The sequence below is a fragment of the Hydrogenophaga laconesensis genome (assembly GCF_031457235.1).
In the GTDB taxonomy this organism is placed as follows: Bacteria; Pseudomonadota; Gammaproteobacteria; order Burkholderiales; family Burkholderiaceae_C; genus Hydrogenophaga; species Hydrogenophaga laconesensis.
The window spans coordinates 43,134-66,419 of record NZ_JAVDWE010000005.1; the positions used below are offsets into that span (position 1 = coordinate 43,134).

At 68.2% G+C, this 23,286-nt stretch carries 21 protein-coding genes; 13 read left to right on the plus strand and 8 right to left on the minus strand.

Translation table 11 applies throughout. The features are described 5' to 3' along the window. Nucleotides 1–20: 20 nt before the first annotated feature. Nucleotides 21–752 (minus strand): flagellar basal body P-ring formation chaperone FlgA, encoded by a 732-nt coding sequence (gene flgA / locus J2X09_RS10445; protein WP_204733365.1) that lies wholly within the window; start codon nt 750–752, stop codon nt 21–23. Nucleotides 753–990: 238 nt separating this feature from the next. Here flgA and flgB point away from each other — a divergent pair, with 238 nt between their 5' ends. The 13 genes from flgB to queC all read left to right on the plus strand — a co-directional run bounded on the left by flgB (nt 991) and on the right by queC (nt 13,998). Next, nucleotides 991–1,404 (plus strand): flagellar basal body rod protein FlgB, encoded by a 414-nt coding sequence (flgB, locus tag J2X09_RS10450; RefSeq protein ID WP_204733366.1) that lies wholly within the window; start codon nt 991–993, stop codon nt 1,402–1,404. Between the two features lie 133 nt (nt 1,405–1,537). Beyond that, nucleotides 1,538–1,942: a flagellar basal body rod protein FlgC gene (gene flgC, locus J2X09_RS10455; protein ID WP_204733367.1), complete on the plus strand. Its 405-nt coding sequence runs from the start codon at nt 1,538–1,540 to the stop codon at nt 1,940–1,942. A 38-nt stretch (nt 1,943–1,980) separates the two neighbouring features. Then, nucleotides 1,981–2,649, plus strand: coding sequence for a flagellar hook assembly protein FlgD (locus J2X09_RS10460; RefSeq protein WP_204733368.1), 669 nt, complete (start codon nt 1,981–1,983; stop codon nt 2,647–2,649). A 62-nt stretch (nt 2,650–2,711) separates the two neighbouring features. Then, entirely contained in the window at nt 2,712–3,932 is a 1,221-nt protein-coding gene (gene flgE, locus J2X09_RS10465) for a flagellar hook protein FlgE (protein ID WP_204733369.1), read from the plus strand. Between the two features lie 136 nt (nt 3,933–4,068). After that, nucleotides 4,069–4,806: a flagellar basal-body rod protein FlgF gene (gene flgF / locus J2X09_RS10470; protein ID WP_204733370.1), complete on the plus strand. Its 738-nt coding sequence runs from the start codon at nt 4,069–4,071 to the stop codon at nt 4,804–4,806. Nucleotides 4,807–4,831: 25 nt separating this feature from the next. After that, on the plus strand, nt 4,832–5,614 hold the full coding sequence (gene flgG / locus J2X09_RS10475) for a flagellar basal-body rod protein FlgG (protein ID WP_204733371.1): 783 nt from the start codon (nt 4,832–4,834) through the stop codon (nt 5,612–5,614). Between the two features lie 114 nt (nt 5,615–5,728). Then, nucleotides 5,729–6,436: a flagellar basal body L-ring protein FlgH gene (locus J2X09_RS10480; protein ID WP_204733372.1), complete on the plus strand. Its 708-nt coding sequence runs from the start codon at nt 5,729–5,731 to the stop codon at nt 6,434–6,436. A 165-nt stretch (nt 6,437–6,601) separates the two neighbouring features. Next, on the plus strand, nt 6,602–7,690 hold the full coding sequence (locus J2X09_RS10485) for a flagellar basal body P-ring protein FlgI (protein WP_310308315.1): 1,089 nt from the start codon (nt 6,602–6,604) through the stop codon (nt 7,688–7,690). Nucleotide 7,691: 1 nt separating this feature from the next. Beyond that, entirely contained in the window at nt 7,692–8,567 is an 876-nt protein-coding gene (flgJ, locus tag J2X09_RS10490; RefSeq protein WP_204733373.1) for a flagellar assembly peptidoglycan hydrolase FlgJ, read from the plus strand. 13 nt (nt 8,568–8,580) lie between these two features. Beyond that, a complete protein-coding gene (flgK, locus tag J2X09_RS10495; RefSeq protein WP_204733374.1) occupies nt 8,581–10,494 on the plus strand; it encodes a flagellar hook-associated protein FlgK in 1,914 nt (637 codons plus the stop codon). A gap of 196 nt (nt 10,495–10,690) precedes the next feature. Further along, nucleotides 10,691–11,908 (plus strand): flagellar hook-associated protein FlgL, encoded by a 1,218-nt coding sequence (gene flgL, locus J2X09_RS10500; protein WP_204733375.1) that lies wholly within the window; start codon nt 10,691–10,693, stop codon nt 11,906–11,908. 25 nt (nt 11,909–11,933) lie between these two features. Then, nucleotides 11,934–13,127 carry an HDOD domain-containing protein gene (locus J2X09_RS10505; protein ID WP_310308192.1) on the plus strand — a complete coding sequence of 398 codons (1,194 nt, stop codon included), beginning with the start codon at nt 11,934–11,936 and terminating at the stop codon, nt 13,125–13,127. Nucleotides 13,128–13,245: 118 nt separating this feature from the next. Further along, entirely contained in the window at nt 13,246–13,998 is a 753-nt protein-coding gene (gene queC / locus J2X09_RS10510) for a 7-cyano-7-deazaguanine synthase QueC (protein ID WP_204733377.1), read from the plus strand. Between the two features lie 6 nt (nt 13,999–14,004). On the opposite strand, the gene J2X09_RS10515 is transcribed toward queC, so the two are convergent. The 7 genes from J2X09_RS10515 to J2X09_RS10545 form a co-directional block, all read right to left on the minus strand. Beyond that, nucleotides 14,005–15,801: an ABC transporter ATP-binding protein/permease gene (locus J2X09_RS10515; RefSeq protein WP_204733378.1), complete on the minus strand. Its 1,797-nt coding sequence runs from the start codon at nt 15,799–15,801 to the stop codon at nt 14,005–14,007. 319 nt (nt 15,802–16,120) lie between these two features. Then, a complete protein-coding gene (locus J2X09_RS10520; RefSeq protein WP_204733379.1) occupies nt 16,121–17,017 on the minus strand; it encodes a 5'-nucleotidase in 897 nt (298 codons plus the stop codon). Between the two features lie 2 nt (nt 17,018–17,019). Further along, nucleotides 17,020–18,249, minus strand: coding sequence for a type II secretion system inner membrane protein GspF (gene gspF, locus J2X09_RS10525; RefSeq protein ID WP_204733380.1), 1,230 nt, complete (start codon nt 18,247–18,249; stop codon nt 17,020–17,022). Nucleotides 18,250–18,264: 15 nt separating this feature from the next. Beyond that, nucleotides 18,265–19,707: a type II secretion system ATPase GspE gene (gene gspE / locus J2X09_RS10530; RefSeq protein WP_204733381.1), complete on the minus strand. Its 1,443-nt coding sequence runs from the start codon at nt 19,705–19,707 to the stop codon at nt 18,265–18,267. 10 nt (nt 19,708–19,717) lie between these two features. Next, nucleotides 19,718–21,913 (minus strand): type II secretion system secretin GspD, encoded by a 2,196-nt coding sequence (gene gspD, locus J2X09_RS10535; protein ID WP_204733382.1) that lies wholly within the window; start codon nt 21,911–21,913, stop codon nt 19,718–19,720. A 46-nt stretch (nt 21,914–21,959) separates the two neighbouring features. Beyond that, nucleotides 21,960–22,754: a type II secretion system protein N gene (gspN, locus tag J2X09_RS10540; protein ID WP_204733383.1), complete on the minus strand. Its 795-nt coding sequence runs from the start codon at nt 22,752–22,754 to the stop codon at nt 21,960–21,962. Further along, complete coding sequence (locus tag J2X09_RS10545) at nt 22,751–23,284, minus strand: type II secretion system protein M (RefSeq protein WP_310308195.1); 534 nt, start codon at nt 23,282–23,284, stop codon at nt 22,751–22,753. Before J2X09_RS10545 ends, gspN begins: the two co-directional genes overlap by 4 nt. Nucleotides 23,285–23,286 lie beyond the last annotated feature (2 nt).

A 23,286-nucleotide genomic window follows, 5' to 3' on the forward strand; every position in this document is an offset into this window, starting at 1 on the left:
GGGCATCCCGGATATCCGGTTCACAGCGCCATCTCGACGGTCTGGTCTTGCTGGACCAGGCCGGTGACCACCCGCCCACCCGGCAGCCGTACCCGGGCGGACTGGCCGACCAGCCCGGCGGTGAGCGCCAGTCCGGTCGCGGAAATGCTGAACCCGCTGCCCGTGCTGTTGACCCGGACCTGATCGCCAGCGGCGAAAGCCCGTGTCGGTCGCACCATGTTCTGGCGGATCGCCGAGCCCGGGGTGAGGGCGAAGGCCGTCTGCTGGCCGACCCACATCTCCGGACGGGCCAGCACCGTGACGGGGCTGGCCGCCCAATCCACTTCGGCCAGTTCGGCGTCTTCTTGAGTCAGGGTGGCGCCGGCATCCACCGGGCGCTTGATCACCCAGGCCGGTCCGAAGGCCTTGATGGTGACGGGCACATACACATTCCAGCGCGTCGGTCCCTCCACACAGCGCAGGCCGATGCGGCTGCGTCCCCACAGGCGCGAGCCGGGCGGCAGATGGGGTTCGACGCGCGCGCAGGGCGCCAGGCGCAGGCGGGTGTCCAGCGAGCCCATCACGACCTCGGTGCGCAGGGGCGAGGTGCCGTCCGTGGGCTGGGCGGCGTCCAGCGCGGGCTGCAGCCATTCGCGGGCGGTCTTCTCGAGCTGTTCGGTCTGGCCGCTGGCGTGGGCCGTGCCCATGCCCGCCGACAGCAGGGCCAGGGCTGCGCCGCAAGCGGCGAGCAGGCGATGCAGGGTGGGACGCATGGGACGGGCTCCTGTGATCCGGGGGGTGGGCGAAGGGCCCGCGCGAGGCAGGCACACCGTGTGTTCAGGGCTGCACTGTAGGCCCAGGGCGGACCGGACAAAGGCGGGAAATGGCTTGAAAACCAGCGCTTGTTCCGGCCATTGCCGACCCTCAAGATTTTCATAATTCTTCCAACCCCCGGTGTCAGGTGCCTTCTCTTCAGAGGCCCGGCCGGCCCCGAAACCACTGGAGCTGACGATGCTTGAACAGATGACCGGACGGCTGGACTTCCACGGCAACGCCCTGCTGTTGCGCTCACAGCGCCAGCAGACGATCGCGAGCAACATCGCGAACGCGGACACCCCCGGCTACATCGCGCGCGACTTCGATTTCGCGTCCGCGCTGAAGAACGCCTCGGGCATGCAAAGCGGTGCCACCGCCGGCGTGACCCAGACCAACGCGATGCACATGCGCCTGGGCACCACCAGTGCGGGGCCGGCCCGTCCGGACATGGCCTACGCGGTGCAGACCCAGCCCAGCCAGGACGGCAACTCGGTTGACCTCGACCGTGAGCGCGCCAACTTCGTGGACAACAGCGTGCGCTACGAGTCCACGCTGCGTTTCATCAACGGGCACGTCAAGACGATGCTCAGCGCCATCACAGGCCAATAAATATGAACACCCCCCGCGTCGCCTATGGCGCCACCCCCCTCAAGGGTGGCAACACCAGCAGCCCGGCAAAGCCGGTTCTGCGGTGTTTCTGGCGCGCACCTTCTCACGCGTGGCGTGGTTGAAAGGATCAGGTATGTCGATGTTCTCCATCTTCGGTGTCTCGGGCAGTGCGGTCAGCGCGCAGTCCCAGCGCCTCAACGTCGTGGCCAGCAACCTGGCCAACGCCGATGCCGTGGCCGGGCCGGACGGCCAGACCTACAAGGCGCGCCACATCCTGTTCCAGACCGTGCCCATGGGCAGCGACGGCAGCGCCGGCGTGAAGGTGCAGAACATCGTGGAGAGCGACGCCCCGGGCCGCCGCGTGCACAACCCCACCCACCCCAGCGCCGACGCCGAGGGTTACGTGACGCACGCCAACGTGAACCCGGTGGAGGAGATGGTCAACATGATCTCCGCCTCGCGTTCGTACCAGAACAACGTCGAGGTCATGAACACGGCCAAGTCGCTGCTGCTCAAGACCCTGCAGATGGGCCAGTGAGCCTGTCGCTGCATCCCCTCCCTTTCAGGAACTGACACATGTTCATCCAGCCGCTCGACCTTTCCAACCTGGGCACGACGGTGGGCAGCACCACCGGCACCACGGCCAAGAACAGCATGACGCCGGAAGCCTCGCAAGACCGCTTCCTCAAGCTGCTGGTGGCACAGCTCAACAACCAGGATCCATTGAACCCGATGGACAACGCGCAGATGACGACCCAGATGGCGCAGATCAACACGGTCAGCGGCATCCAGGAACTCAACGCCACGCTCAAGGGCATGGCCACGCAGTTCTCCTCGCTCACCGCGCTGCAGGGCACGTCGCTGATCGGCCGCGAGGCGCTGCTGCCGGGCGATTCGCTGACGTTCAAGAACGGCCAGGGCCGCGCAGCCTTCTCGCTGGAGGCCAAGACCACCGACGTGAAGGTCGACATCATGGGCACCAACGGCGAGGTGCTCGACACCGTCGAAATGGGCGCGCTCAGTGGCGGCCTCAACGGCTTCACCTGGGACGCAACCGCCAGGGGCATCGACCCGGCCGCCGTCAAGGGCTTCAAGGTGCGAGCCTTCGACGGCGCCACGCGCGTCGACTCCGTGTCGCTGCAGCGCCTCTCGGTCGATTCCGTGAGCTTCTCCAGCGGCTCCATCTACATGCTGCTGGAGAACGGCAGCACCCGTGCCTACAACGACGTGCTTGCGTTCATGTGAACGCCTGACGGATTCCATCCACTGACCTCCCGACCCCGCTTCCCCCTCCCAAGGACACCACCATGGCATTCCAGCAAGGACTCTCCGGCCTGAACAGCGCCAGCCGCAATCTCGACGTGATCGGCCACAACATCGCCAACGCGAACACCGTGGGCATGAAGAGCTCGCGCGCCGAGTTCGCCGAGCTCTACGCAAGCTCCATCAACTCCGGCGGAGGCAACAAGGGCATCGGCGTGACCGTGGCGACCGTCTCGCAGCTGTTCACGCAGGGCAACATCACCGTCACCGGCAACGATCTGGATCTTGCCATCAACGGCAACGGCTTCTTCGAGGTGCAGCAGCCCAACGGCACGCTGGCCTACACCCGTTCGGGCATGTTCAAGCTCGACCGCGAAGGCAACATCATCAACCAGCAGGGCGGCCGCCTCATGGGCTACCCCACCGATCCCGAAGGTAACCGCCTCAGCTTCGATCCGCAGCCGCTCTCGCTGCCCACCGGCGCCCCGATTCCTGCGCGCCAGACCAGCGCCATCACCGCCGAATTCAACCTGGACGCGCGTGCACCCGTCGCCGCCACGCAGACGCCGCCCACGCCCATCACCACCTATGGCACTTCGCTGGTGGCCTACGACCCGCAAGGCATGGAAGTGCCGGTGGGCCTGGCCTTCACCAAGACCGGCAACAACACCTGGGAGGTGTATTCCAGCGTCAACGGCGGCACGCCCGCGCCGTTCACGCCGCCGGTGGTGCTGAACTTCAACGCCGATGGCACGCTCAACCCCGCCTCCATCACGCCGCCGCCCACCATCACACTGGCCTCGCCAAACGACCCGACCGTGACGTTCCCCGTCACGCTGGACCTCACTGGTGCGAGCCAGTTCGGTACCGACTTCGCTGTGCACGACCTCGACCAGGACGGCTACTTCCCTGGCGAATTCGTGGGGCTGAGCATCGACGAGTCCGGCGTGGTCACGGGTCGCTATTCCAACGGCGAGACGCGCGCCGCCGGCCAGGTCGCCCTGGTCAACTTCCGCAATTCCCAAGGCCTGTCGCCCTCCAGCGGCGGCGTCTGGTCGGCGACCTATGCGTCGGGCGAACCGGTGCGCGGCGAGCCGGGCGCGGGCAATTTCGGCGGCATCCGTTCCGGCGCGCTGGAAGACTCCAACGTCGACCTCACCGCCGAACTGGTGAACATGATGACCGCGCAGCGCGCCTACCAGGCCAATGCCCAGACCATCAAGACGCAGGACCAGGTGTTGAGCACCCTCCTGAACATGCGCTGAACATGAAACACCCCTGCCGCGCTGCGCGCGACCCCCTCAAGGGGGCGGCACTGGCCGTCCGGCAAAGCCGGCCCGGCGGTGCCCCTGGTCGAAGCCATCTCGCGCGCACCGGCACTTGTTATCGAAGGAGCCCTGCATGGACCGCATGATCTACACCGCGATGACCGGCGCCAACGCCGCGCAGTATCGCCAGCAGGTGTTGGCCAACAACCTGGCCAACGTGTCCACCGCAGGCTTCCGCGCCGAGCTCTCCACCTTCCGAGCCGTGCCCGTGCGCGGCGACGGCGCGAGCACGCGCGTGTTCGCGCTCGAAGCCACCCCGGGCCACTCCGACCTGCCCGGCGCCATCACCTCCACCGGCAACAAGCTCGACGTGGCCGCGCGCGGCAACGCCTACTTCGCGGTGCAGGGGCTCGATGGCACCGAGGCCTACACCCGCGCCGGCGCGCTCGAGGTGACGCAGGACGGAACGCTCGTCAGCGCCCAGGGCCTGCCCATGCTGGGCGACGGCGGCCCGATCGTGATTCCCGACGGCGCGCGCGTGGACATCGGCAGCGATGGCACGGTGACCACCACCATCGGCGCCGAACCCCCGCAGACGGTGGGCCGTCTGAAGATGGTGATTCCCGATGCGGACAACCCGTTGCGCCGCAGCGAGGACGGCCTGTTCCGCGGCCCGCAGGGCGACCCCCTGCCCGCCAGCGATGTCGCCCGCCTGCAGGACGGCGCGCTCGAAGGCTCCAACGTCAACCCCATGGAGGCCATGATCGGAATGATCGCGGTGTCCCGGCAGTTCGAGACCCAGATGCGCATGCTGCAGAACGGCGAAACCAACGACAAAACCGCCAGCCAGTTGCTGAGCATGAACGGCTAATCACTCTTCCCTTGCGGAGCACACCATGATCAATTCGCTGATGATTTCCAAGACCGGCATGCAGGCGCAGCAGATGCAGCTGGACGTGATTTCGAACAACCTGGCCAACGTGTCCACCAACGGCTTCAAGCGCGCCACGGCGGTGTTCGAAGACCTGATGTACCAGAACCTGCGCCAGGTGGGCGCCAACACGGCCGAGCAGGCCGAACTGCCTACCGGCCTGCAGGTTGGCCTGGGTGTGCGCACCGTGGCCACCTCGCGCAACTTCTCGCAAGGCAGCATGCAGCAGTCGGACAACCCGCTGGACATCGCGGTCAACGGCAACGGCTTCTTCCAGATCGAGATGCCCGATGGCTCCACCGCCTACACGCGCGACGGCAGCTTCAAGCCCGACGCGCAAGGCCGCATCGTCACCAACAGCGGCTACCCGCTCACCGCCGGCATCACCGTGCCGGCCGAGGCGCAGAGCATCACCGTCTCCGCCGATGGTGTGGTCACCGTGAAGCTGCCCGGCAACGCCGCGCCCCAGCAGGTCGGCACGATCGAACTGGCCAGCTTCATCAACCCCGCCGGCCTGGAGCCCCTGGGCCAGAACCTGTACGGCGAGAGCCTGGCGTCGGGCAACCCCATCAACGGCGCACCCGGCTCGGCCGGCATGGGCACGCTGATGCAGGGCTTCGTCGAAACCTCCAACGTCAACGTGGTGCAGGAACTGGTGACCATGATCCAGACCCAGCGCGCGTACGAAATGAATTCGAAAGCCATCCAGACCTCTGACCAGATGCTCCAGCGTCTGAGCCAATTGTGATCACCCCCGCCACGGCCTGGTGGCCGTGACCCCCTCAAGGGGGCAACACCAGCGGCCCGGCAAAGCCGGTTCCGCGGTGTTCCCGGCTTGAGGCACTTCTCTCGAAAGATGTGTATGAAACGTTCCGTCTCTTCTCTGCTGGCCCTGTTGTCCGCCACCTTGTTGCTGGGCGGCTGCGAGACGCTGCAGCGCACGCCCCAGGTCGATCTGGCGCCCGCCCAGCCGGTGCGTTACGCGCAGACGGCACCACTGGCGGCGCCGGCCGTCACCGTGGCGCCCGGTGGCAGCCTGTTCCAGGCGGTGAGCTATCGGCCGGCTTTCGAAGACCCGCGCGCGCGCATGCCGGGCGACACCCTCACCGTGCAGATCACCGAGCGCATCAGCGCCACGCAGAAGTCATCGTCTTCCGTCGATCGCAGCGGCAGTGTGTCGGGGGGTGTTTCCGCGTTGCCCTTCGTCAGCCCGGGCAGTTCGATCCTGGGCAAGCTGGACGTGGGCGCGAACTCGTCCAACAAGTTCGCGGGCAACGGCGAGACCGAGAACGCCAACACCTTCACCGGCTCCATCACCACCACGGTGCAGGACGTGCTGCCCAACGGCCACCTGGTGGTGGTGGGCGAGAAACAGATCGGCGTGAACCAGAACGTGGACGTGCTGCGTTTCACCGGCACAGTGGACCCGCGGCAGATCCGCCCCGGCAACGTCGTCGCCTCGACCCAGGTCGCCAACGTGCGCATCGAGTCGCGCGGACGCGGCCAGCAGGGCGAAGCGCTCTCAATTGGCTGGTTGGCACGGTTCTTTTTGACGGTTCTTCCGTTCTGAACCCGTTGCAAGATAGATCACCCCTGCCGCACTGCGTGCGACCCCCTCGAGGGGGCGGCGCTGGCAGACCGGCAAAGCCGGTTCTGCGGCGCCCTGGATGAGGACATGTCACTCTGGCTCAGTTGGATCAATGAAATGAATATCGACCGCTTCCTCCGAACCTTGATGCTTTTGTGCGGCGTGCTGGCTGTCTGGCCCGCCACCGCGCAGTCCATCCGCGTGAAGGAGATCGCGGCGGTGCAGGGCGTGCGCAGCAACCAGCTGACCGGGTACGGCCTGGTGGTGGGCCTGGACGGCACGGGGGACCAGACCACCCAGATGCCTTACACCTCGCAGAGCCTGAACAACTACCTGCAGCAGCTGGGTCTGTCGCTGCCCCCGGGCGCGAGCATGCAGCTCAAGAACGTGGCGGCCGTCATGGTCACCGCGCAGCTGCCCGCCTTCGCGCAGCCCGGCCAGGCCATCGACGTCACCGTGTCTTCCGTGGGCAATGCCAAATCGCTGCGCGGCGGCACGCTCATCACCACACCGCTCAAGGGCGCCGACGGCGAGATCTACGCGCTCGCGCAAGGCAACCTGCTGGTCGGCGGCGCGGGTGCTTCGGCCGGTGGCAGCAAGGTGCAGATCAACCACCTGAGCGCGGGTCGCATTCCCGGTGGCGCGCAGGTCGAGCGCGCGGTGGCCACGCCCTTCGCGCTGGGCGAGACCATCGATCTTGGCCTGAACGCCAACGATTTCCAGACCGCCAGCCGCGTGACCGACGCCATCAACCGCGTCATGGGCGCGGGCGTGGCCAGCGCCATGGACGGCCGCGTGGTGCGCCTGCGCGCACCCGCCGACCCGAGCCAGCGCGTGAGCTTCCTGGCCAAGGTGGAAGACATCCGCCTCGACGCGACCATCCCCACCGCGCGCGTGATCATCAACTCGCGCACCGGCTCCATCGTCATGAACCAGGCCGTCTCGCTCGGCGCCTGTGCGGTCTCGCACGGCAACCTGTCGGTGAGCATCAGCTCCACCCCTGTCATCAGCCAGCCCAACCCGCTGTCGGTGGGCGGGCAGACCGTGGTGGCCGAGAAGGCCAACATCCAGATCAGCCAGGACAAGGGTTCGCTCATCAAGCTCGACACCGCGCCGCAGCTCGCCGACGTGGTGCGCGCACTGAACTCGCTGGGCGCCACGCCGCAGGACCTGCTCGCGATCCTGCAGGCCATCAAGGCGTCCGGCGCCATGAACGCCGAGCTGGAAGTGATCTGACATGAACACCAACCCGCTCATGCCCGGCGGCCTGGCCGCAGACCCGACGGCGCTCAACGCGCTGCGCTTCGGTGCGGGCAAGGGCGGCGACGACAAGGCCGCGCTGAAAGAAGCGGCCAAGCAATTCGAATCGCTGTTCATGCGCGAGCTCATCAAGAGCATGCGCGAAGCCACGATGAAATCGGGCCTGATGGACGGCGAGGGCAGCGACCTGGGCAACGACCTGCTCGACCAGCAGTTCTCGGTGCAGCTCTCCGGCCTGCCGGGTGGGTTGTCCGAAGCGATCGAGCGCCAGCTCTCGCGCCAGATCTCGGGCAGCGACGCCAGCAAGGGCCTGACCAAGGGCGACTCCAACCCCCTGTCCATCAGCGACGCCAGCACCGTGGGCCGCGCCAGCGCGGGCCCGCGCCAGGCCGGCTTCGTGGAACAGCACAGCGAGGCCGCGGCCACCGTGGCGCGCGAGTCGGGCATTCCGGCCAGCTTCATGATCGGCCAGGCCGGCCACGAAACCGGCTGGGGCCGCAGCGAAATCAGGAACGCCGACGGCTCGCCGTCCTTCAACCTGTTCGGCATCAAGGCGACCGACAGCTGGAAGGGCAAGGTCGCGGAGATCACGACCACCGAATACGTCAACGGCGAACCGCGCAAGGTGACGGCCAAGTTCCGTGCCTACGACTCCTACGCAGACTCCTTCCGCGACTACGCCCGCCTCATCGGCAACAGCCCGCGCTACGAAGGCGTGATGGACCAGCTGCATTCCGTGCAGGGCTTCGCCAGCGGCCTGCAGAAAGCCGGCTACGCGACCGACCCGCAGTACGCGGCCAAGCTGAGCCGGGCGATCAACACCACCCTGACGCTCCAGCGGGCGCAGGGCTGAAAGAGAGCACGTCATGTCTGCCCTGAACATCGGCGCCCGCGCGCTCAATGCCAACCTCGCCGCGCTGCAGGTCATCGGCAACAACATCGCGAACGTCAACACGCCCGGCTACTCGCGCCAGAACGTCATCCAGCAGACCTCTGGCTACCAGCAGATGGGCAACGGCTTCTTCGGCAAGGGCATGGAGATCGCCACCGTCGAACGTTCGCACAACCAGTACCTCACGCGCGAAGCGCAGAAGGCCGGTTCGGTGGCCGCCGCCGACGCGTTGCGTTACGCGCGGCTGCAGCAGCTGGAAGCCGCCTTTCCCACCGGTTCGGCCGGTCTGGGCACTGCGCTCAACGACATGCTCAATGCCTGGACCGATGTGGCCTCGTCGCCGGGCAACCTCACCGCACGCACGGTCGTGATCGCCAAGGGCGAGGAATTCGCCTCGCGCCTGCGCAACACCGCCAGCCAGATCGACTCGCTGCAGCAGACCACCAAGAAGCAGGTGGAAGGCACGGTCAAGACCATCAACACCCTGGCGCAGGACCTGGCCAGGGTGAACACCCGCATCACCGAAAGCCAGGGCAGCGGCCACACGCCGAACGACCTGCTCGACCAGCGCGACAAGATCCTGGGCGAACTCAACAAGTACGTGCAGACCACCAACGTGCACGCCGCCGACGGCAGCGTGAGCGTGTTCGTGGCCGGCAGCCAGCCGCTGGTGCTGGGCTCGCGCTCCAACACGATGGCGGTCGGCGCGGACAGCACCGACGCCTCGCGCGTCGTGGTCTCCTTCGTGCAGGGCGGCGTGAGCACCCCGATTCCCGATGGCAGCCTGGGCGGCGGTGAACTCGCCGGCCTCATGCGCTTCATGAACGAAGACCTGGTGGACGTGCAGAACCTGGTGGGTCGCCTGGCCCTGGCCACCGCCACCACCGTGAACAACCAGCACCGCCTGGGTGTGGACCTGCAAGGCAACCCGGGGCAGAACTTTTTCAACCAGCCGGCGGCGGCCACAGGCCTGGCCCGGCCGGGCAACAGCGGCAGCGCCCAGGTCAGCGCCAGCGTGGCCGACCCGACCGCGCTGATCGCGTCCGACTACGAACTGCGCTTCGAAGCCACCGGCATGAGCGTGATCCGCCTGTCCGACGGCACCGCCACGCCCGTGGGCTCGCTGCCCGCCGTGGTCGACGGCCTCACCTTCAACCTGGACAACGGCGCCGGCAACCCGGGTGACAGCTTTCTCATCCGGCCCTACGAAGCCGCCGCGCGCAACCTGCAGGTGGCCATCGGCTCGCCCGACCGCCTGGCGGCCGCCAGCCCGGTCATGGTCACGCCCGGCACCGGCAATTCCGGCGGCCTCAGCGTGGAAAGCCTGTACGCCTCGTCCGCCTCGGCCAACCTCACCGACCCGGTCACCATCACCTTCCTGGCCGACGGCAGCTTCACCGCCACCGGCCTGGGCCCGGGCAACCCCGCGCCCGACAACCCCGGTCCGCCACCGAGCTACACCTTCCGCCCCGGCGAGCCCATCACCCTCAATGGCTGGAGCCTCACGATGCGCGGCAGCCCGGGCGCCGGCGACACCTTCAGCGTCGGCGCCGCACCGACGGCATCGATCGGCCAGAACGCCGGCAACGGCACCGGCATGCTGGCGCTGCGAGACCTCGCCACCTTCGAAGGCGTGCCCCTGTCCGACGGCTATGTCAGCCTGTTCTCCGACATCGGCACGCGTGTGCAGGGGGCCGAGTTCGCGGCGAGTTTCTCCGCCAACATCGCCGACACCGCCGAGACCGCGCGCGTCAACGTCGCGGGCGTCAACCTCGACGAGGAAGCCGCCCGCCTGCTGCAGTACCAGCAGGCCTACCAGGCGTCCGCCAAGTTTCTCCAGATCGCGCAGAGCACCTTCGACAGCCTGCTCCAAACAGTCGGTCGTTGATATATGAACACCCCCCTGCGCCGCTTTTCGGCTTCCCCCCTCTCTGGCGCACCTTCGGCGCTGGGAGGGGGGACGGCATCTTGGGCCGGCGGAGTCGGACCCTCGATGCCTCTGGAAGGGACAGCTTCGTGCGGTGCGGGTCGCGCTCCGGCATGGAGCATTGGATACCGGAAGTCAGAGTGATTGAGGAATCGTCATGCGAATCGCCACCGCCCACAGTTACGACAACACCATCGCCATCCTCACCCGCCGCCAGGCCGAACTGGCCTCGCAGCAGGAGGGCGTGGCCACCGGCCTGCGTGTGCGCAAGGCCAGTGACGACCCCGTGGCCGCCACGCTGGCCGAGACCGCGGCCAACCGCCTCTCGCGCACGCAGGCCGATCTGCGTGCCCTTGAAGCCTCGCGCGCCAGCCTGCAACAGGCCGAAAGCGGCCTTGCCGAATCGGGCGACCTGATCCAGCGAGTGCGCGACCTGCTCATCACCGCCGGCAACGCCACCTTCACCGACGCCGAGCGCGAAGACGTGGCCAAGCAGCTCGAAGGCCTGCGCGAACAACTCATCGCCGTGGCCAACCGCAAGGACAACGCCGGGCGCACCCTCTACGGCGGCCTGGGCGGCAATTCCACACCGTTCGTGGACGTGTACGGCCCCGGCGGCAACGGCGTGCAGTTCGGTGGCCAGCGCGGCCAGGCTGCGGCCGGCAACAACTCGCTGCCGCAGGCGCTCGATGGCGACGCCATCTGGATGCGCGTGCCCCAGGGCAACGGCACCTTCACGGTCGGCCTGCCCACCAGCAACACCGGCAGCGTCAACACCACCGTGGGCCAGGTGACCAACGCCACCGCCTACACCGGCAACGACTACGACATCACCTTCGCCGAAGTGGGCGGCGTGATGCAGTACACCGTGACCAATACCACCACCGGCACGCCCGTGCCTGGCCACACCGGCCAGCCCTACGTGGCCAACCGCACAATCGAATTCGACGGCATGTCGCTGGAAATGCGCGGCACGCCCGCCGCGGGCGACCGCGTGGAAGTGCGCCCGTCGCCCGCGCCCACCGACATCTTCTCGGTGGTGCAGAACGCGGTGGATGCGCTGCGCTACAACGGCCCCAACGACACCGCGCACCATACCCAGGCCCTGGCACGTGCCATCACCGAAGTCGATGCCGGGCACGACCGTGTGCTCGCCGCCCGTGGCCGCGCCGGCGAATGGCTCAACCGCGCCGACTCGCTCAACACGCAGATGGAAGACGCCTCCGTTGCCCTGAAGACGGAGAATGCACGTCTGGTGGAGATGGACCCGATCAAGGGCATCTCCGACCTGCAGACCCAGCAACTCGGCCTCGAAGCCGCCATCAAGACCTACGCGCAGGTGCAACGCCTCTCGCTCTTCCAGGTGATCAATTGAGTTTTCCAGGTTTCCCATGCTGACAATGAGCCACACCGTGCTGGACAGCGTTGCGCTGGGCTACGAGCCCGTGTGGAACCGCTCGCGCGAACTGGCCGCCGTGCGGCTGGGCGTGCGCGCCGTGCACCCCGAATCCATCGACGCCGCGCACCTCATGCAGGCGCTGGGCGACGACTGGCCCGAAAGCGCGCCCGTGCTCATCCTCAGCGTGGAGAGCCCGAAGCTGCTGCAACAGGCGCTGGCCTGCCCCCCTGTGCACAACACCTGGCTGGAAGTGCCCGCCGCGCTGTTCGAACAACCCGACACCCTGGCCCGACTCAACACCGCGGCCAAGCGTGGCCACCGTCTGCTGCGCCACACCGACCTGGCCGCCGTGCGCGGCGAGGCCGTGGCCCCCGCCGACGCGCGCAACCTCCTGCGCCTGGGCGCCGAACCCGTGCCCGCCGGCCTCATCGGCCAGCTGGTCGAAGGCGTCACCACGCAGGCCGTGGTGAAGCAATGCCTGGACGACGCCAACGCCTGGGGCGTGCTCGGCTGGCCCGATGCCGACGTGCTGCACGCGCACCGGCACCAGCCGCTGAACTACGACGCCGACGTCATCCGGCAGATCCTCATGGTCATCGGTGACGAGGACTGCTCCATCGAACGCCTCGAGCGCATGGTGCGGCAGGACCCGGTGCTGGTCTACCGCATTCTGCTGCTGGTGAACTCCGCCGCGTTCGGCGGGCGCCATGAAATCGCCTCCCTGCGGCACGCCCTCATGATGCTCGGCTTCAAGGAACTCGGCCGCTGGCTGGCCGAGCAACTGCCCGGCAGCGAACCCGACCGCGACCTGCACCCCGTGCGCTACGCCATGGTGATGCGTTCGCGCCTGGCCCAGCACCTGCTGGCCTCCGGCTCGGAGGACGCGCTGCGCGGCGAGGTCTACACCACCGCGCTGCTCTCGCAGCTCGACCGCCTGCTGCACCAGCCGCTGAACGAACTGCTCAACCGCCTGCCCATGTCCGGCCGCGTGTTCGACGCCGTGCTGCGCAACGACGGCCCGTACCACCCTCTGCTCGACGTGGCCCGCGCCATGGGCAACCCCGACCAGATGCACCGCCTGCCGGCCGTGTGCCAGCGGCACGACATCAGCCTGGAACACGCCAACCGCGCTCTCATCCGCATGCTCGCCACCAGCCGCAGCCACGCCGGCCCGCGCTCGGAACGCCTGACCTGACCACCCCTGCCGCGCTGCGCGCGACCCCTCCAAGGGGGCCACACCTGCGGCCTGGCGGAGCCCGTTCCGCGGTGTTTCTGGGCGATGCGGATTCATTTCGCGAGCTACGATGGTGGCCATGACCTCCGCTCCCGCTTCCACTCCCCACCACACCAGCGCCCTGGTGCTGTTCTCTGGCGGGCAGGACTCCACCACCTGCCTGGCCCACGCCCTCTCGCGTTACCCGCGGGTGGAAACCATCGGCTTCGATTACGGCCAGCGCCACAGCGTGGAAATGACCGCCCGCCTGAACGTGCTGCGCGAACTGCGCCAGCGCTTCCCGGCGTGGTCGCAGCGCCTGGGCGAAGACCATGTGCTCGACCTCGCCGTGCTCGGCAAGGTCAGCGAAACCTCGCTCACCCGCGACATGGCTTTCCGCATGGAAGAAAGCGGCCTGCCCAACACCTTCGTGCCCGGCCGCAACCTGCTCTTCCTCACGCTCGCGGCGGCGCTCGCCTACCGGCGCGGCATCCAGGTCATCGTCACCGGCGTGTGCGAAACCGACTTCTCCGGCTATCCCGACTGCCGCGACGACACCATGAAAGCGCTGCAGGTGGCGCTCTCGCTCGGCATGGACCACCGCTTCCTCATCGACACCCCGCTCATGTGGATCGACAAGGCCGACACCTGGCGCCTGGCCCACGCCCTCGGCGAAGACGCCCTGCTGGTGGGCGGCGGCAACGCACTGGTGGAACTGATCGTGGAGCACACCCACACCTGCTACCTCGGCGACCGGGAACACCGGCATCCGTGGGGCTACGGATGTGGCGGCTGCCCGGCTTGCGGGTTGAGGGCGCGGGGCTGGGACAACTACGCCAGCCCCATCGCCTGAGGGCCGTCAGTCCGCCTTGCTGACATCCAGCCGGTAGCGCGGCCCGCCCGCAACCTGTTCGTTTGCCCGCAGCGCCCATTGCTGCTGGTGGTGCGCTGCCAGTGTCGAGCGGTGCGCGATGGACACGATGGCGCCGTGGGCCTGTTTCACCCGCTCCACCAGGCGTTGGTAGATCGTGGCTTCGGCCTGTTCGTCGAGCGCGCTGGTGGCTTCGTCGGCCAGCACCCAGGCGGGTTTCTTGAGCATCACGCGGGCGATGGCCAGGCGCTGGCGTTCGCCGCCCGAGAGCTTCTGGCTCCAGGCGTCTTCGCGGTCGAGTTCGCTGGCCAGCTGCGGCAGCAGGGCGGCGTCGAGCGCCTCGCGCAGTGCCTCGTCGGTGTAGTTCTCGGCCGGGTCCGGGTAGGCCAGGGCGTCGCGCAGGCGGCCGTCGGGGAAGTAGGGCCGCTGCGGAATGAACATGGTGTCTGCCGGCACGCTCACGCGGCCGCGCGCGTGCGGCCAGATGCCCGAGATCGCGCGGAACAGGCTGGATTTGCCGCTGCCCGAGGGGCCGTGCAGCAGCACCGTGTCGCCGGGTTTCACGTTCAGGTCCACACCGGCCAGCAGGGTGCTGCCGCCGGGCAGGCCCACGGTGAGGTCCTGTGCGGTGATGCCGCCTGCGGTTTCGGTGGTGGCGAGGCCGTCGCTCGTCTTCGACTGGTGCGCCAGGCTGGTCTCGAAGCCCACCAGGCGGTCGGTGGTGGCCTTCCACACGGCCAGCGCCATGTAGTTGTCCACCAGCCAGGAGAGCGAGTCCTGCACGCGGCCGAAGGCAGAGTTGATCTGCATGAGCTGGCCGAGCTGGATGGCGCCGCTGAAGTAGCGCGGCGCGGCCACGATCATCGGGAAGATGATGGCGGCCTGCGAGAAGAAGCTGCTGAACCAGGTGAGCTGCTTCTGGTTGCGGATGAGGCTGAAGTAGTTGCCCATCACGTCGCGGAAACGCAGGTCGAGCTGGCGGCGCTCCACCTGTTCGCCGCCGTCCAGTGCGATCGATTCACTGTACTCGCGCACGCGCACCATGTGGTGGCGGAAGTTGGCTTCCAGCATCTGCTGCTGGAAGTTCAGACGCACCTGCGGCCGGCCGATCCAGTGCGCGATGGCGCTGCCCACGGCGCAGTACAGCACGGCGGCCCACACCATGTAGCCGACGATCTCCATCTCGCCACCGCCGAGGAAACCGGGCAGGGGCACGTTGATGGAGCCGCTGAGCGTCCAGAGAATGCCGACGAAGCTCACCAGCGTGATGAGGGCATTGAAGATGCCCATGGACAGCGACACGGTGTAGCTGGTGAAAAGGTTCAGGTCTTCCTGGATGCGCTGGTCCGGGTTGTCGGGGTTGCCGTGTTCGTCGGCGGTGAAGCGCGCAAGCTCCATGCGGTAGAAGGCCTTGTTGGCCAGCCAGCGGGCCATGTAGTGGTCGGTCAGCCAGACGCGCCAGCGCAGCTGCAGGATTTGCGTGAGGTAGAACTTGTAGACCGCGAGCACGATGTAGATCAGTGCCAGCCAGCCGAAGCGGCCGATCTGTTGCCAGAACACCGGCTGGTCCTTGGCCTGCAGGGCGTCGTAGAACACCCGGTACCACTCGTTGATCTGCACCAGCATGTAGACGGTGCCCAGGTTGAGCAGCACCACCGCCAGCAGCAGGCCGCGCGCGCGCCATTTTTCGCTCGACTGGAAGTAGGGCAGCGCAAACCCCCAGATGTTCTTGAGCGTGGGCCACAGCGATGGCGGGCGGGAATCGGGGGCGGATGTCGTTGTCATGAAAAAGCCCTTGGCAGGTCGGGCGCGGACCGCGCCCCGTGAAGACGCATCGTAGCGGCTAGCCCGGCCCGCTCAATGAGGCAAGACTTATGCCGCGGTTCGGCGAACCAAAGCGCAAGTCGCAGCGAACGAAACGCCCCTTCAAGAGGCATCCAGGGACCGGCTCCGCCGGCCCGAGAAGCTGTTCCCTTCGGGGAAAGGGCAGCGCAGGCCAGAGGCATCAAGGGTCCGGCTTCGCCCGCCCGAGATGCCGTCCCCCCTCGAAGCGCCGAAGGCGCGCCACAGAGGGGGGAAGCCGCGTCAGCGGCGCAGGGGGGAGTCAACCATTACTGATGCCGCTGGCCACATGCCCCGCCGGCACGTGCAGCGCGGCCGATTCGATGTGGCCGGTCTGGTCGTCGAAGAAGAAATCGGGCTCGAACTCGCGCAGGAACTCGCCCTTGGGCAGTCCGCCGAGGAACATGGCCTCGTCGACCTCGATGTTCCAGTTCATCAGCGTGCGGATGGCGCGTTCGTGCGCCGGGGCGCTGCGCGCCGTCACCAGCGCGGTGCGCACCCGCATCATCGGCGTGCCTTCACTCTGCAGCCGGTGCAGGGCCTCCAGCAGCGGCTTGAACGGGCCGCCGGCCAGCGGCAGCGAGGCCTTGTTGGCTTCGTGCTCCTGGAAGGCCGACAAGCCCTCGGCCTGGTAGACGCGCTCGGCCTCATCGGAGAACAGCACGGCGTCGCCATCGAAGGCGATGCGCACCTCGTTCGGGTGCTGGTCGCTGGCGTGCACCGATTGCGGGTAGGCCTGCGCGGCGGGCACGCCCGCTTCGAGGGCGGCACGCACGTCGGCCAGGTGGGTGGAGAGGAACAGGTTGGCGCGCAGCGGGCGCAGGTAGCGCCAGGGCGGCTGGCCGCGCGTGAAGCTGCCGCGCTGGATGGGCAGGCCGTAGTGCTTGGCGGAGCGGAACACCCGCATGCCCGAGACCGGGTCGTTGCGCGAGAGGATGACCACCTCCACGCGCTGCGCCTCGGCGTCGTTGAAGGCCAGCAGCTTGTGCACCAGCGAGAAGGCGACGCCCGGCCCGGCGGGCTTGTCCAGCCGCTCCAGCTGGAGCTTCATGTAGGCGCGGTCGTCGCCGGTCTCGAAGACTTGGTTCTCCTCCTCGAAGTCGAACAGCGCGCGGGAGGAGATGGCAACGACGAGCTTGCCGTCGAGCGTCACGGGCATGGTCAGGACACGAGTTGGTTGAGCTGGATGATCGGCATCAGCACCGCGAGCACGATCAGCATCACCACAAGACCCATGCCCACGATCAGCAGGGGTTCCAGGATGGTGGCCATGTGCATGGCGCGGCGCTGCACCTCGTCGCCCAGTTGCTTGGCCGCGCGTTCCAGCATGTTGGGCAACTGGCCGGTCTGTTCGCCCAGCCGCGCGAACATGGACACCAGCGGCGGAAAGCGCTTCTTGCTGCCGAGCGCGGACGCCAGCGGCGCGCCCTCGCGCACCAGCACCACGGTGTCGAGCGCGTCGGCACGCATGGCCTGGTTGGAGAGCGTTTCGGCGGCGGTCTGCAGCGCGCGCAGGATGGGCACACCAGCGGCGGCCAGCATGGCCAGCGTGGCCGAGAAACGCGCCGCGTTGTAGCCGCGCGCGAGGCGGCCCACCAGCGGCAGGCGCAGCCAGGCGGCGTCCATGCTCAGCCGGATGGTCGGGTTGCGGCGCGCGAACACGACGCCGGCACCCCCGGCCACCAGCACGCCCAGCATCAGCCAGCCATAGGAGCGCACGAAGTCGCTCAGGCCGAGCATGACCACGGTGAGGAAGGGCAGGGCGCGCTTGCTGCCGGCGAACACGTTGGCCACCTGCGGCACCACGTAGGAGACGAGAAAGACCACGATCACGATCGCCACCAGTGTGACGATGGCCGGGTAGAGCGAGGCCGCGACGATCTTGTTCTTGAGGGCTTCGCGCGCTTCGAGGTCGTCCGCCAGGCGTTCAAGCACGGTGCCCAGCAGGCCGCTTTGCTCGCCGGCGGCGATCACCCCGGTGTAGATGGGCGAGAACTCTCGCGGGTGCTGCGCGAGCGCGCGCGCGAAAGGCGAGCCGGCGTTGACCTCGGAGCGCAGCGTGGCCATGAGGTTGCGCTGCTTCTCGTCCTCGGATTCTTCGGTCAGCGCCGACAGCGCGCGTTCCAGCGGCAGGCCCGCGGCCACGAGGCCGGCGAGCTGGCGCGTCCAGACCGCGAGCGCGGTGGCGCTGAAGGCCCGGCCACCCCAGAGCGTGATGTTGAAGCCCTTGGCCACCGTGACGCCAGAAGCCGCCGCGGCAGGCTCCACCAGCAGGGGCACCAGCGCCCGTGCGCGCAGCATGCTGCGTGCGGCGCGCGCGGTGTCGGCGTCGATCAGGCCTTTCTGCGTGGCGCCCTGGGCGTCGAGGGCTTCGAAGGTATAGGCGGGCATGTCAGTACGTGCGCATCAATCCCGCGTCACGCTCATCACCTCTTCGGGTGACGTGATGCCCTCGTCGATGAGGCGCTGGCCGTCGGCGCGCATGGAGCGCAGGCCGGCGGCTTCGGCGGCCACGTAGAGCTTGCTCTCGGCGGCGCGGTTGTGGATGAGCGCGCGGATCTTGTCGTCCGCCACCATCAGTTCGTAGATGCCGGTGCGGCCCTTGTAGCCGGAGTGGTTGCACTGTTCGCAGCCCACCGGGTGCCACTGCCCCTTGTCGTCCTGGCGGCGGCAGTGTGGGCAGAGTTTGCGCACCAGGCGCTGCGCGAGCACGCCGAGCAGCGAAGAGCTCAGCAGGAAGGGCTCCACGCCCATGTCGGTCAGGCGGGTCACGGCGCTGGGGGCGTCGTTGGTGTGCAGCGTGGCCAGCACGAGGTGGCCGGTCAGCGAGGCCTGGATGGCGATCTGCGCGGTCTCGAAATCGCGGATCTCACCGATCATGATCACGTCAGGGTCCTGCCGCAGGATGGCACGCAGGGCCTTGGCGAAGGTGAGCTCGATGCGGGAGTTGACCTGCGTCTGGCCGACGCCGGGCAGCTCGTACTCGATCGGGTCCTCGACCGTCATGATGTTCTGCGCGCTGGCGTCCAGGCGCTGCAGGGCGGCATAGAGCGTGGTCGTCTTGCCCGAGCCGGTCGGGCCGGTCACCAGGATGATGCCGTGCGGCTGGCCGATGAGCTTGCGGAAGGCGCCCAGCACGTCGCCCTGCATGCCCACGGCTTCCAGGCTGAGCTTGCTCTCGCTCTTGTCGAGCAGGCGCAGCACCGCGCGCTCGCCGTGCGCGCTGGGCAGGGTGGAGACGCGGACGTCCACCGCGCGGGTGCCGATGCGCAGCGAGATGCGGCCGTCCTGCGGCAGGCGTTTTTCCGAGATGTCGAGCTCGGCCATGATCTTCAGGCGCGAGATCAGCGCGGCATGGAGTGCGCGGTTGGGCTGCACCACCTCGCGCAGCGAACCGTCGACCCGGAAGCGCACGCTCGAATGCCGTTCGTAGGGCTCGATGTGGATATCGCTCGCGCCGTCCCGCGCGGCCTGCGTGAGCAGGGCGTTGAGCATGCGGATGATGGGGGCGTCGTCGGCGGTCTCGAGCAAGTCCTCGATGGCCGGCAACTCCTGCATCATGCGGCTCAGGTCCGCGTCGCTCTGCACCTCGCTCACCACGGCGGCCGCGCTGGATTCGCCCTGGGCGTACGCCGCACTGATGCGCTGCTTGAGCACCTCGCCGGTTTCCCAGAGGATGTCGTTGACAGGGTGCACGCGCAGGATTTCCGACAGCGCCGACAGGCGCCGCGTCTGCGCGCCCGACTCGGTGGCCGGCGTGCTGCTGCCCAGCAGGGTCAGGGTGGAGCCGTCGTCTTCCAGCAGCCAGTGGTGCTCACGGGCGAATGCGTAGGGCAGCGGGTACTTCACGGCCGCGGCCTCACTGCTGCGGTGCCGTATTCTGCGGCGGCTGGTTCACCGGAGGGGTGGTCAGCGGATCGGCCAGCGAACGCACGGGTGCGGTGCCGTCGGGTGACAGGTTGCGTGGCGGTGCCTGCGGCGGCATGACCGGCGCCTCGTTCACGCCCAGCACGCTGCTCTGGCGGGGCTGCGCTTCCTTCTGCACCGCGCGCATCAGCTCGTAGCGGTCCAGCGCCAGGCTGCTGGTGTCGCGCGCATCGCGCATCACCACAGGGCGCAGGAACACCATCAGGTTGGTCTTCCTGCGCGAGCGGGTTTCGTTGCGGAACAGGCCGCCGAAGATCGGCACATCGCCCAGGCCCGGCACCTTGTCCTGGTTGCCCGCGTACTCGTCCTGCAGCAGGCCACCCAGCACCACGATGGAGCCATCGTCCACCAGCACCGTCGACTCGATGGTGCGCTTGTTGGTGATGAGGCCAGTGGTGGAGTTGACCGACGACGCCACCACGCTGCTGACCTCCTGGTAGATGGTCATCTTGATGGTGCCGTTCTCGCTGATCTGCGGCTTTACCCGGAGGGTCAGGCCCACGTCCTTGCGTTCGATGGTCTGGAACGGATTGACCGAACCTTCGTTGCTGCCTGTGTTGGTGAACTGGCCGGTCACGAAAGGCACGTTCTGGCCGATCACGATCTTGGCTTCTTCGTTGTCGAGCGTCAGCAGGTTGGGGGTGGAGAGCACATTGCCCTCGCCGTTTTCCTGCAGGAAGCGGGCCAGGAAACCCAGCACGTAGACGCCATTGGTGCGGCGCGCCAGGCCCAGGTTCAGGCCGGGCGATGGCGTGGCGTTGCCCTGGGCGAGGTCGAGGATGTTGCGGCCGCCGGTGCCGAAGTTGGTGCCCAGGAGACCGATGACGCGGTCGCCCGAGCTGCCCAGCGCGCCCTGCCACTGGATGCCGAATTCCGATGCCTTTTCGGCGTTGACCTCGGCGATCAGGCTTTCCACATAGACCTGGGCGCGGCGCGAATCGAGCTGGTCGATCACGGCGCGCAGCTGGCGGTACTGCGGCTCAGGGGCGGTGATGATGAGCGAATTGGTGGCGGGGTCGGCCTGGATCTGGCCACCGGTCGATGGCGATGCGCTGGCCGCCACGGCGGCGGTGGCCGGATTGCTGGTGGCGCTCGCGGTGCCGTTGGCAGCGGTGGGGGTGAGGGCCGTGCGGCTGGCGGCCGAGGCGGTGCCGCCCAGGCTGTTGCCGTTCACCCCGCCTTCGCCGGCCATGGCGGCACGCAGTGTGGTGGCGAGCGAGGTGGCGTCGGCGTTCTTGAGGTAGACGACGTGGATGTTGCCGCTGATGTTCTCCGACGACGGCTGGTCCAGCCGGGCCACAAGCGAGCGCACCAGCGCCAGACGGGCGGGATTGGCGGCGCGCAGCACCAGGCTGTTGCTGCGTGGTTCGGCCACCAGCGTGGTGCGGTACGACTGGTCGGCCTGTGCGCTGCCTCCGGTGGTGGCGGGATCGATCAGGCGCCCAACCAGCGCGGCCATGTCGGCCGCCACGGCGTAACGCAACGGAATGATTTCAACGTCAGTTGCGCCGGCCACGTCGAGCGAGGCAATGATGCGGCCGATGCGTTGCAGGTTGTCCGCGTAGTCGGTGATGACCAGCGAGTTGTTGCCGGGGTTGACGTTGATGGTGTTGTTCGGGCCGATCAGCGGGCGCAGCACCGGCACGAGGTTGTTGGCCGACTCGTGGTTGAGACGGAATATCTGCGTCACCACCGTGTTGGAGGCGGGCAGCGCGGACACCGAGCCCGCGCTCACCACATTGCCTTGCAGCTTGGCATCGGCCTCGGGCACGATCTTGTAGAGACCGCCCGTGTCCACCAGCGAGAAACCCTGCAGCCGGAGCACGGCCGCAAACTGGTTGAGCGCCGCCGTGGGCGACACCGGTCGTTCGGTGACGAGGTTGACGGAGCCCTTCACGCGCGGATCGACCACCACATTGCGGCCGGTGATCGTCGCCATGGTGCGGGCCACCGACTCGATGTCGGCCGCGACGAAGTTGAGGGTGACGGGTTCGCTCGCCGCGGCCGGCGCGCGGGCGGTCTGTGAAACACCGTTGCCCGATACCAGGCACAAGGCCAGTGCCAGCGCCGTGAGCGCACCGCCGTGGGCTGCACGGCCCGGGGCGACACGGAGGAGGTTCGGTTTCATGAGCGGATCGTATCGTGAAGTGTGGTGAATGGGACGCCTGCGAGCCTCAGCCAATGCTGAGCAGCGAGCGTGGGCCCTGCCGGCGGCCCATGATGTTGAGAAGGTTGCCCAGTGCGGCTTCTGCCTCGGGAGCTGCTTCCGCCACGCCTTCGAAGCGCAGCCGGCCACCCACCCACTGGCCCATGCCTTGCAGCTTCAGGGCGCCGCCGAGGGTCTGCAGATCCAACGTGGTGATATTGCCTTCGGCGTTGGCGCGCATGGTCATGCGGTAACTGCCCAGCGGACGCAGGGCCGACAGGCGCGAGGCGATGTCGATGGCCTCGATGGCGGCCTCGCCCTGCAGGCTGGTGCGGCCCTGGTCCCAGCGCAGTGTCATGCCGGGTGTGCGCAGGGCAAGCCGGCCTTCGACGCGCAGCGTGTTCCAGGGGGTGCCCAGGCCACTGAGCAGCTCGGCAGGCCACTGGCTGTCGGAGCTGGCCACGCGCATTTCCGCACCGCCCAACCGCGGGATCAGGGTGATCGCCATGGGCTCGGGGGTGCAGCACGGCGCGGTGAGTCGCAGCGCCATGGCTGGCGAACCCGACACCAGGCGCGGCGCCAGCTGCCATTGCAGGCCTCGCGGTAGCGCGGTCTGGGTGCGGCTGCCTTCGCCGCCGGTGAAAACCATGTCCGCCTGGCCGTTCCACACGGTGCCGCGGGCGTTCACCAGCTGCAGCTGGCCTTGCGTGGCCGAGGTCACGCCATTGGCCAACCAGCGTGCGGGGGCGAAGAAGAGCAGCGCCGCCAGCAGGCCCAGCAGGCCACCGATCCATGCCAGTCGGGTGGGCCAGGCGCCGTTCATGGCGCACCACCCAGACCGGGTCCGGTCAGCACCACCGTGCCGTTCCAGCCCGGCGCTCCCGGGTCGCGGGAAATCTGGCTGTCCAGCGGGAGCATGCGGGCATTGATGCGCACCTGCGCCAGCCATTGGGCCAGGGCCTCGGGCGGCGTGTTGCGCAGCGTGAGGGTGGCACGGTCGCCCAGCACCGCGAGCTGGCCGGTGCCACCCAGGCCGGTGGTGGCTGCCTCCAGGGCGCGCAGGACTTCGTCGCGGCCCGGCGGCTGGCCGGTGCTCTGGCTGCGCAGATTCTGGACGGTGGCGGCCATGCGCTGCATCTGCCCGAGCTGGGCATCCAGGCGGGCATGGCGCGCGGGCGCCTGCCTGAGGGTGTCCAGGGCCGGCGCCACGGCCAGCCACCAGAGCAGGCCCAGGCCAATGACCCAGGCGGCGACGGTGACGGCGTTGCGCTCGCGCGAGGACAGGCGTGCCATGGCCACCGAGAGGGCGAGGGTGAGCCTGGCAATGGGAGAGGCGTTCGCTGTGGTGGCCATGG

Excerpts from the sequence above, each read along its gene's own strand:
- flgB (WP_204733366.1), top strand. The coding sequence starts at position 991 with ATGCTTGAACAGATGACCGGACGGCTGGACTTCCACGGCAACGCCCTG.
- J2X09_RS10515 (WP_204733378.1), bottom strand. The coding sequence starts at position 15,801 with ATGACAACGACATCCGCCCCCGATTCCCGCCCGCCATCGCTGTGGCCC.
- J2X09_RS10485 (WP_310308315.1), top strand. The coding sequence starts at position 6,602 with ATGCTTTTGTGCGGCGTGCTGGCTGTCTGGCCCGCCACCGCGCAGTCC.
- flgF (WP_204733370.1), top strand. The coding sequence starts at position 4,069 with ATGGACCGCATGATCTACACCGCGATGACCGGCGCCAACGCCGCGCAG.
- flgJ (WP_204733373.1), top strand. The coding sequence starts at position 7,692 with ATGAACACCAACCCGCTCATGCCCGGCGGCCTGGCCGCAGACCCGACG.
- flgC (WP_204733367.1), top strand. The coding sequence starts at position 1,538 with ATGTCGATGTTCTCCATCTTCGGTGTCTCGGGCAGTGCGGTCAGCGCG.
- flgA (WP_204733365.1), bottom strand. The coding sequence starts at position 752 with ATGCGTCCCACCCTGCATCGCCTGCTCGCCGCTTGCGGCGCAGCCCTG.
- queC (WP_204733377.1), top strand. The coding sequence starts at position 13,246 with ATGACCTCCGCTCCCGCTTCCACTCCCCACCACACCAGCGCCCTGGTG.
- J2X09_RS10545 (WP_310308195.1), bottom strand. The coding sequence starts at position 23,284 with ATGGCCACCACAGCGAACGCCTCTCCCATTGCCAGGCTCACCCTCGCC.
- flgK (WP_204733374.1), top strand. The coding sequence starts at position 8,581 with ATGTCTGCCCTGAACATCGGCGCCCGCGCGCTCAATGCCAACCTCGCC.
- J2X09_RS10480 (WP_204733372.1), top strand. The coding sequence starts at position 5,729 with ATGAAACGTTCCGTCTCTTCTCTGCTGGCCCTGTTGTCCGCCACCTTG.
- flgL (WP_204733375.1), top strand. The coding sequence starts at position 10,691 with ATGCGAATCGCCACCGCCCACAGTTACGACAACACCATCGCCATCCTC.
- J2X09_RS10460 (WP_204733368.1), top strand. The coding sequence starts at position 1,981 with ATGTTCATCCAGCCGCTCGACCTTTCCAACCTGGGCACGACGGTGGGC.
- gspF (WP_204733380.1), bottom strand. The coding sequence starts at position 18,249 with ATGCCCGCCTATACCTTCGAAGCCCTCGACGCCCAGGGCGCCACGCAG.
- gspD (WP_204733382.1), bottom strand. The coding sequence starts at position 21,913 with ATGAAACCGAACCTCCTCCGTGTCGCCCCGGGCCGTGCAGCCCACGGC.
- J2X09_RS10505 (WP_310308192.1), top strand. The coding sequence starts at position 11,934 with ATGAGCCACACCGTGCTGGACAGCGTTGCGCTGGGCTACGAGCCCGTG.
- gspN (WP_204733383.1), bottom strand. The coding sequence starts at position 22,754 with ATGAACGGCGCCTGGCCCACCCGACTGGCATGGATCGGTGGCCTGCTG.
- flgG (WP_204733371.1), top strand. The coding sequence starts at position 4,832 with ATGATCAATTCGCTGATGATTTCCAAGACCGGCATGCAGGCGCAGCAG.
- J2X09_RS10520 (WP_204733379.1), bottom strand. The coding sequence starts at position 17,017 with ATGCCCGTGACGCTCGACGGCAAGCTCGTCGTTGCCATCTCCTCCCGC.
- flgE (WP_204733369.1), top strand. The coding sequence starts at position 2,712 with ATGGCATTCCAGCAAGGACTCTCCGGCCTGAACAGCGCCAGCCGCAAT.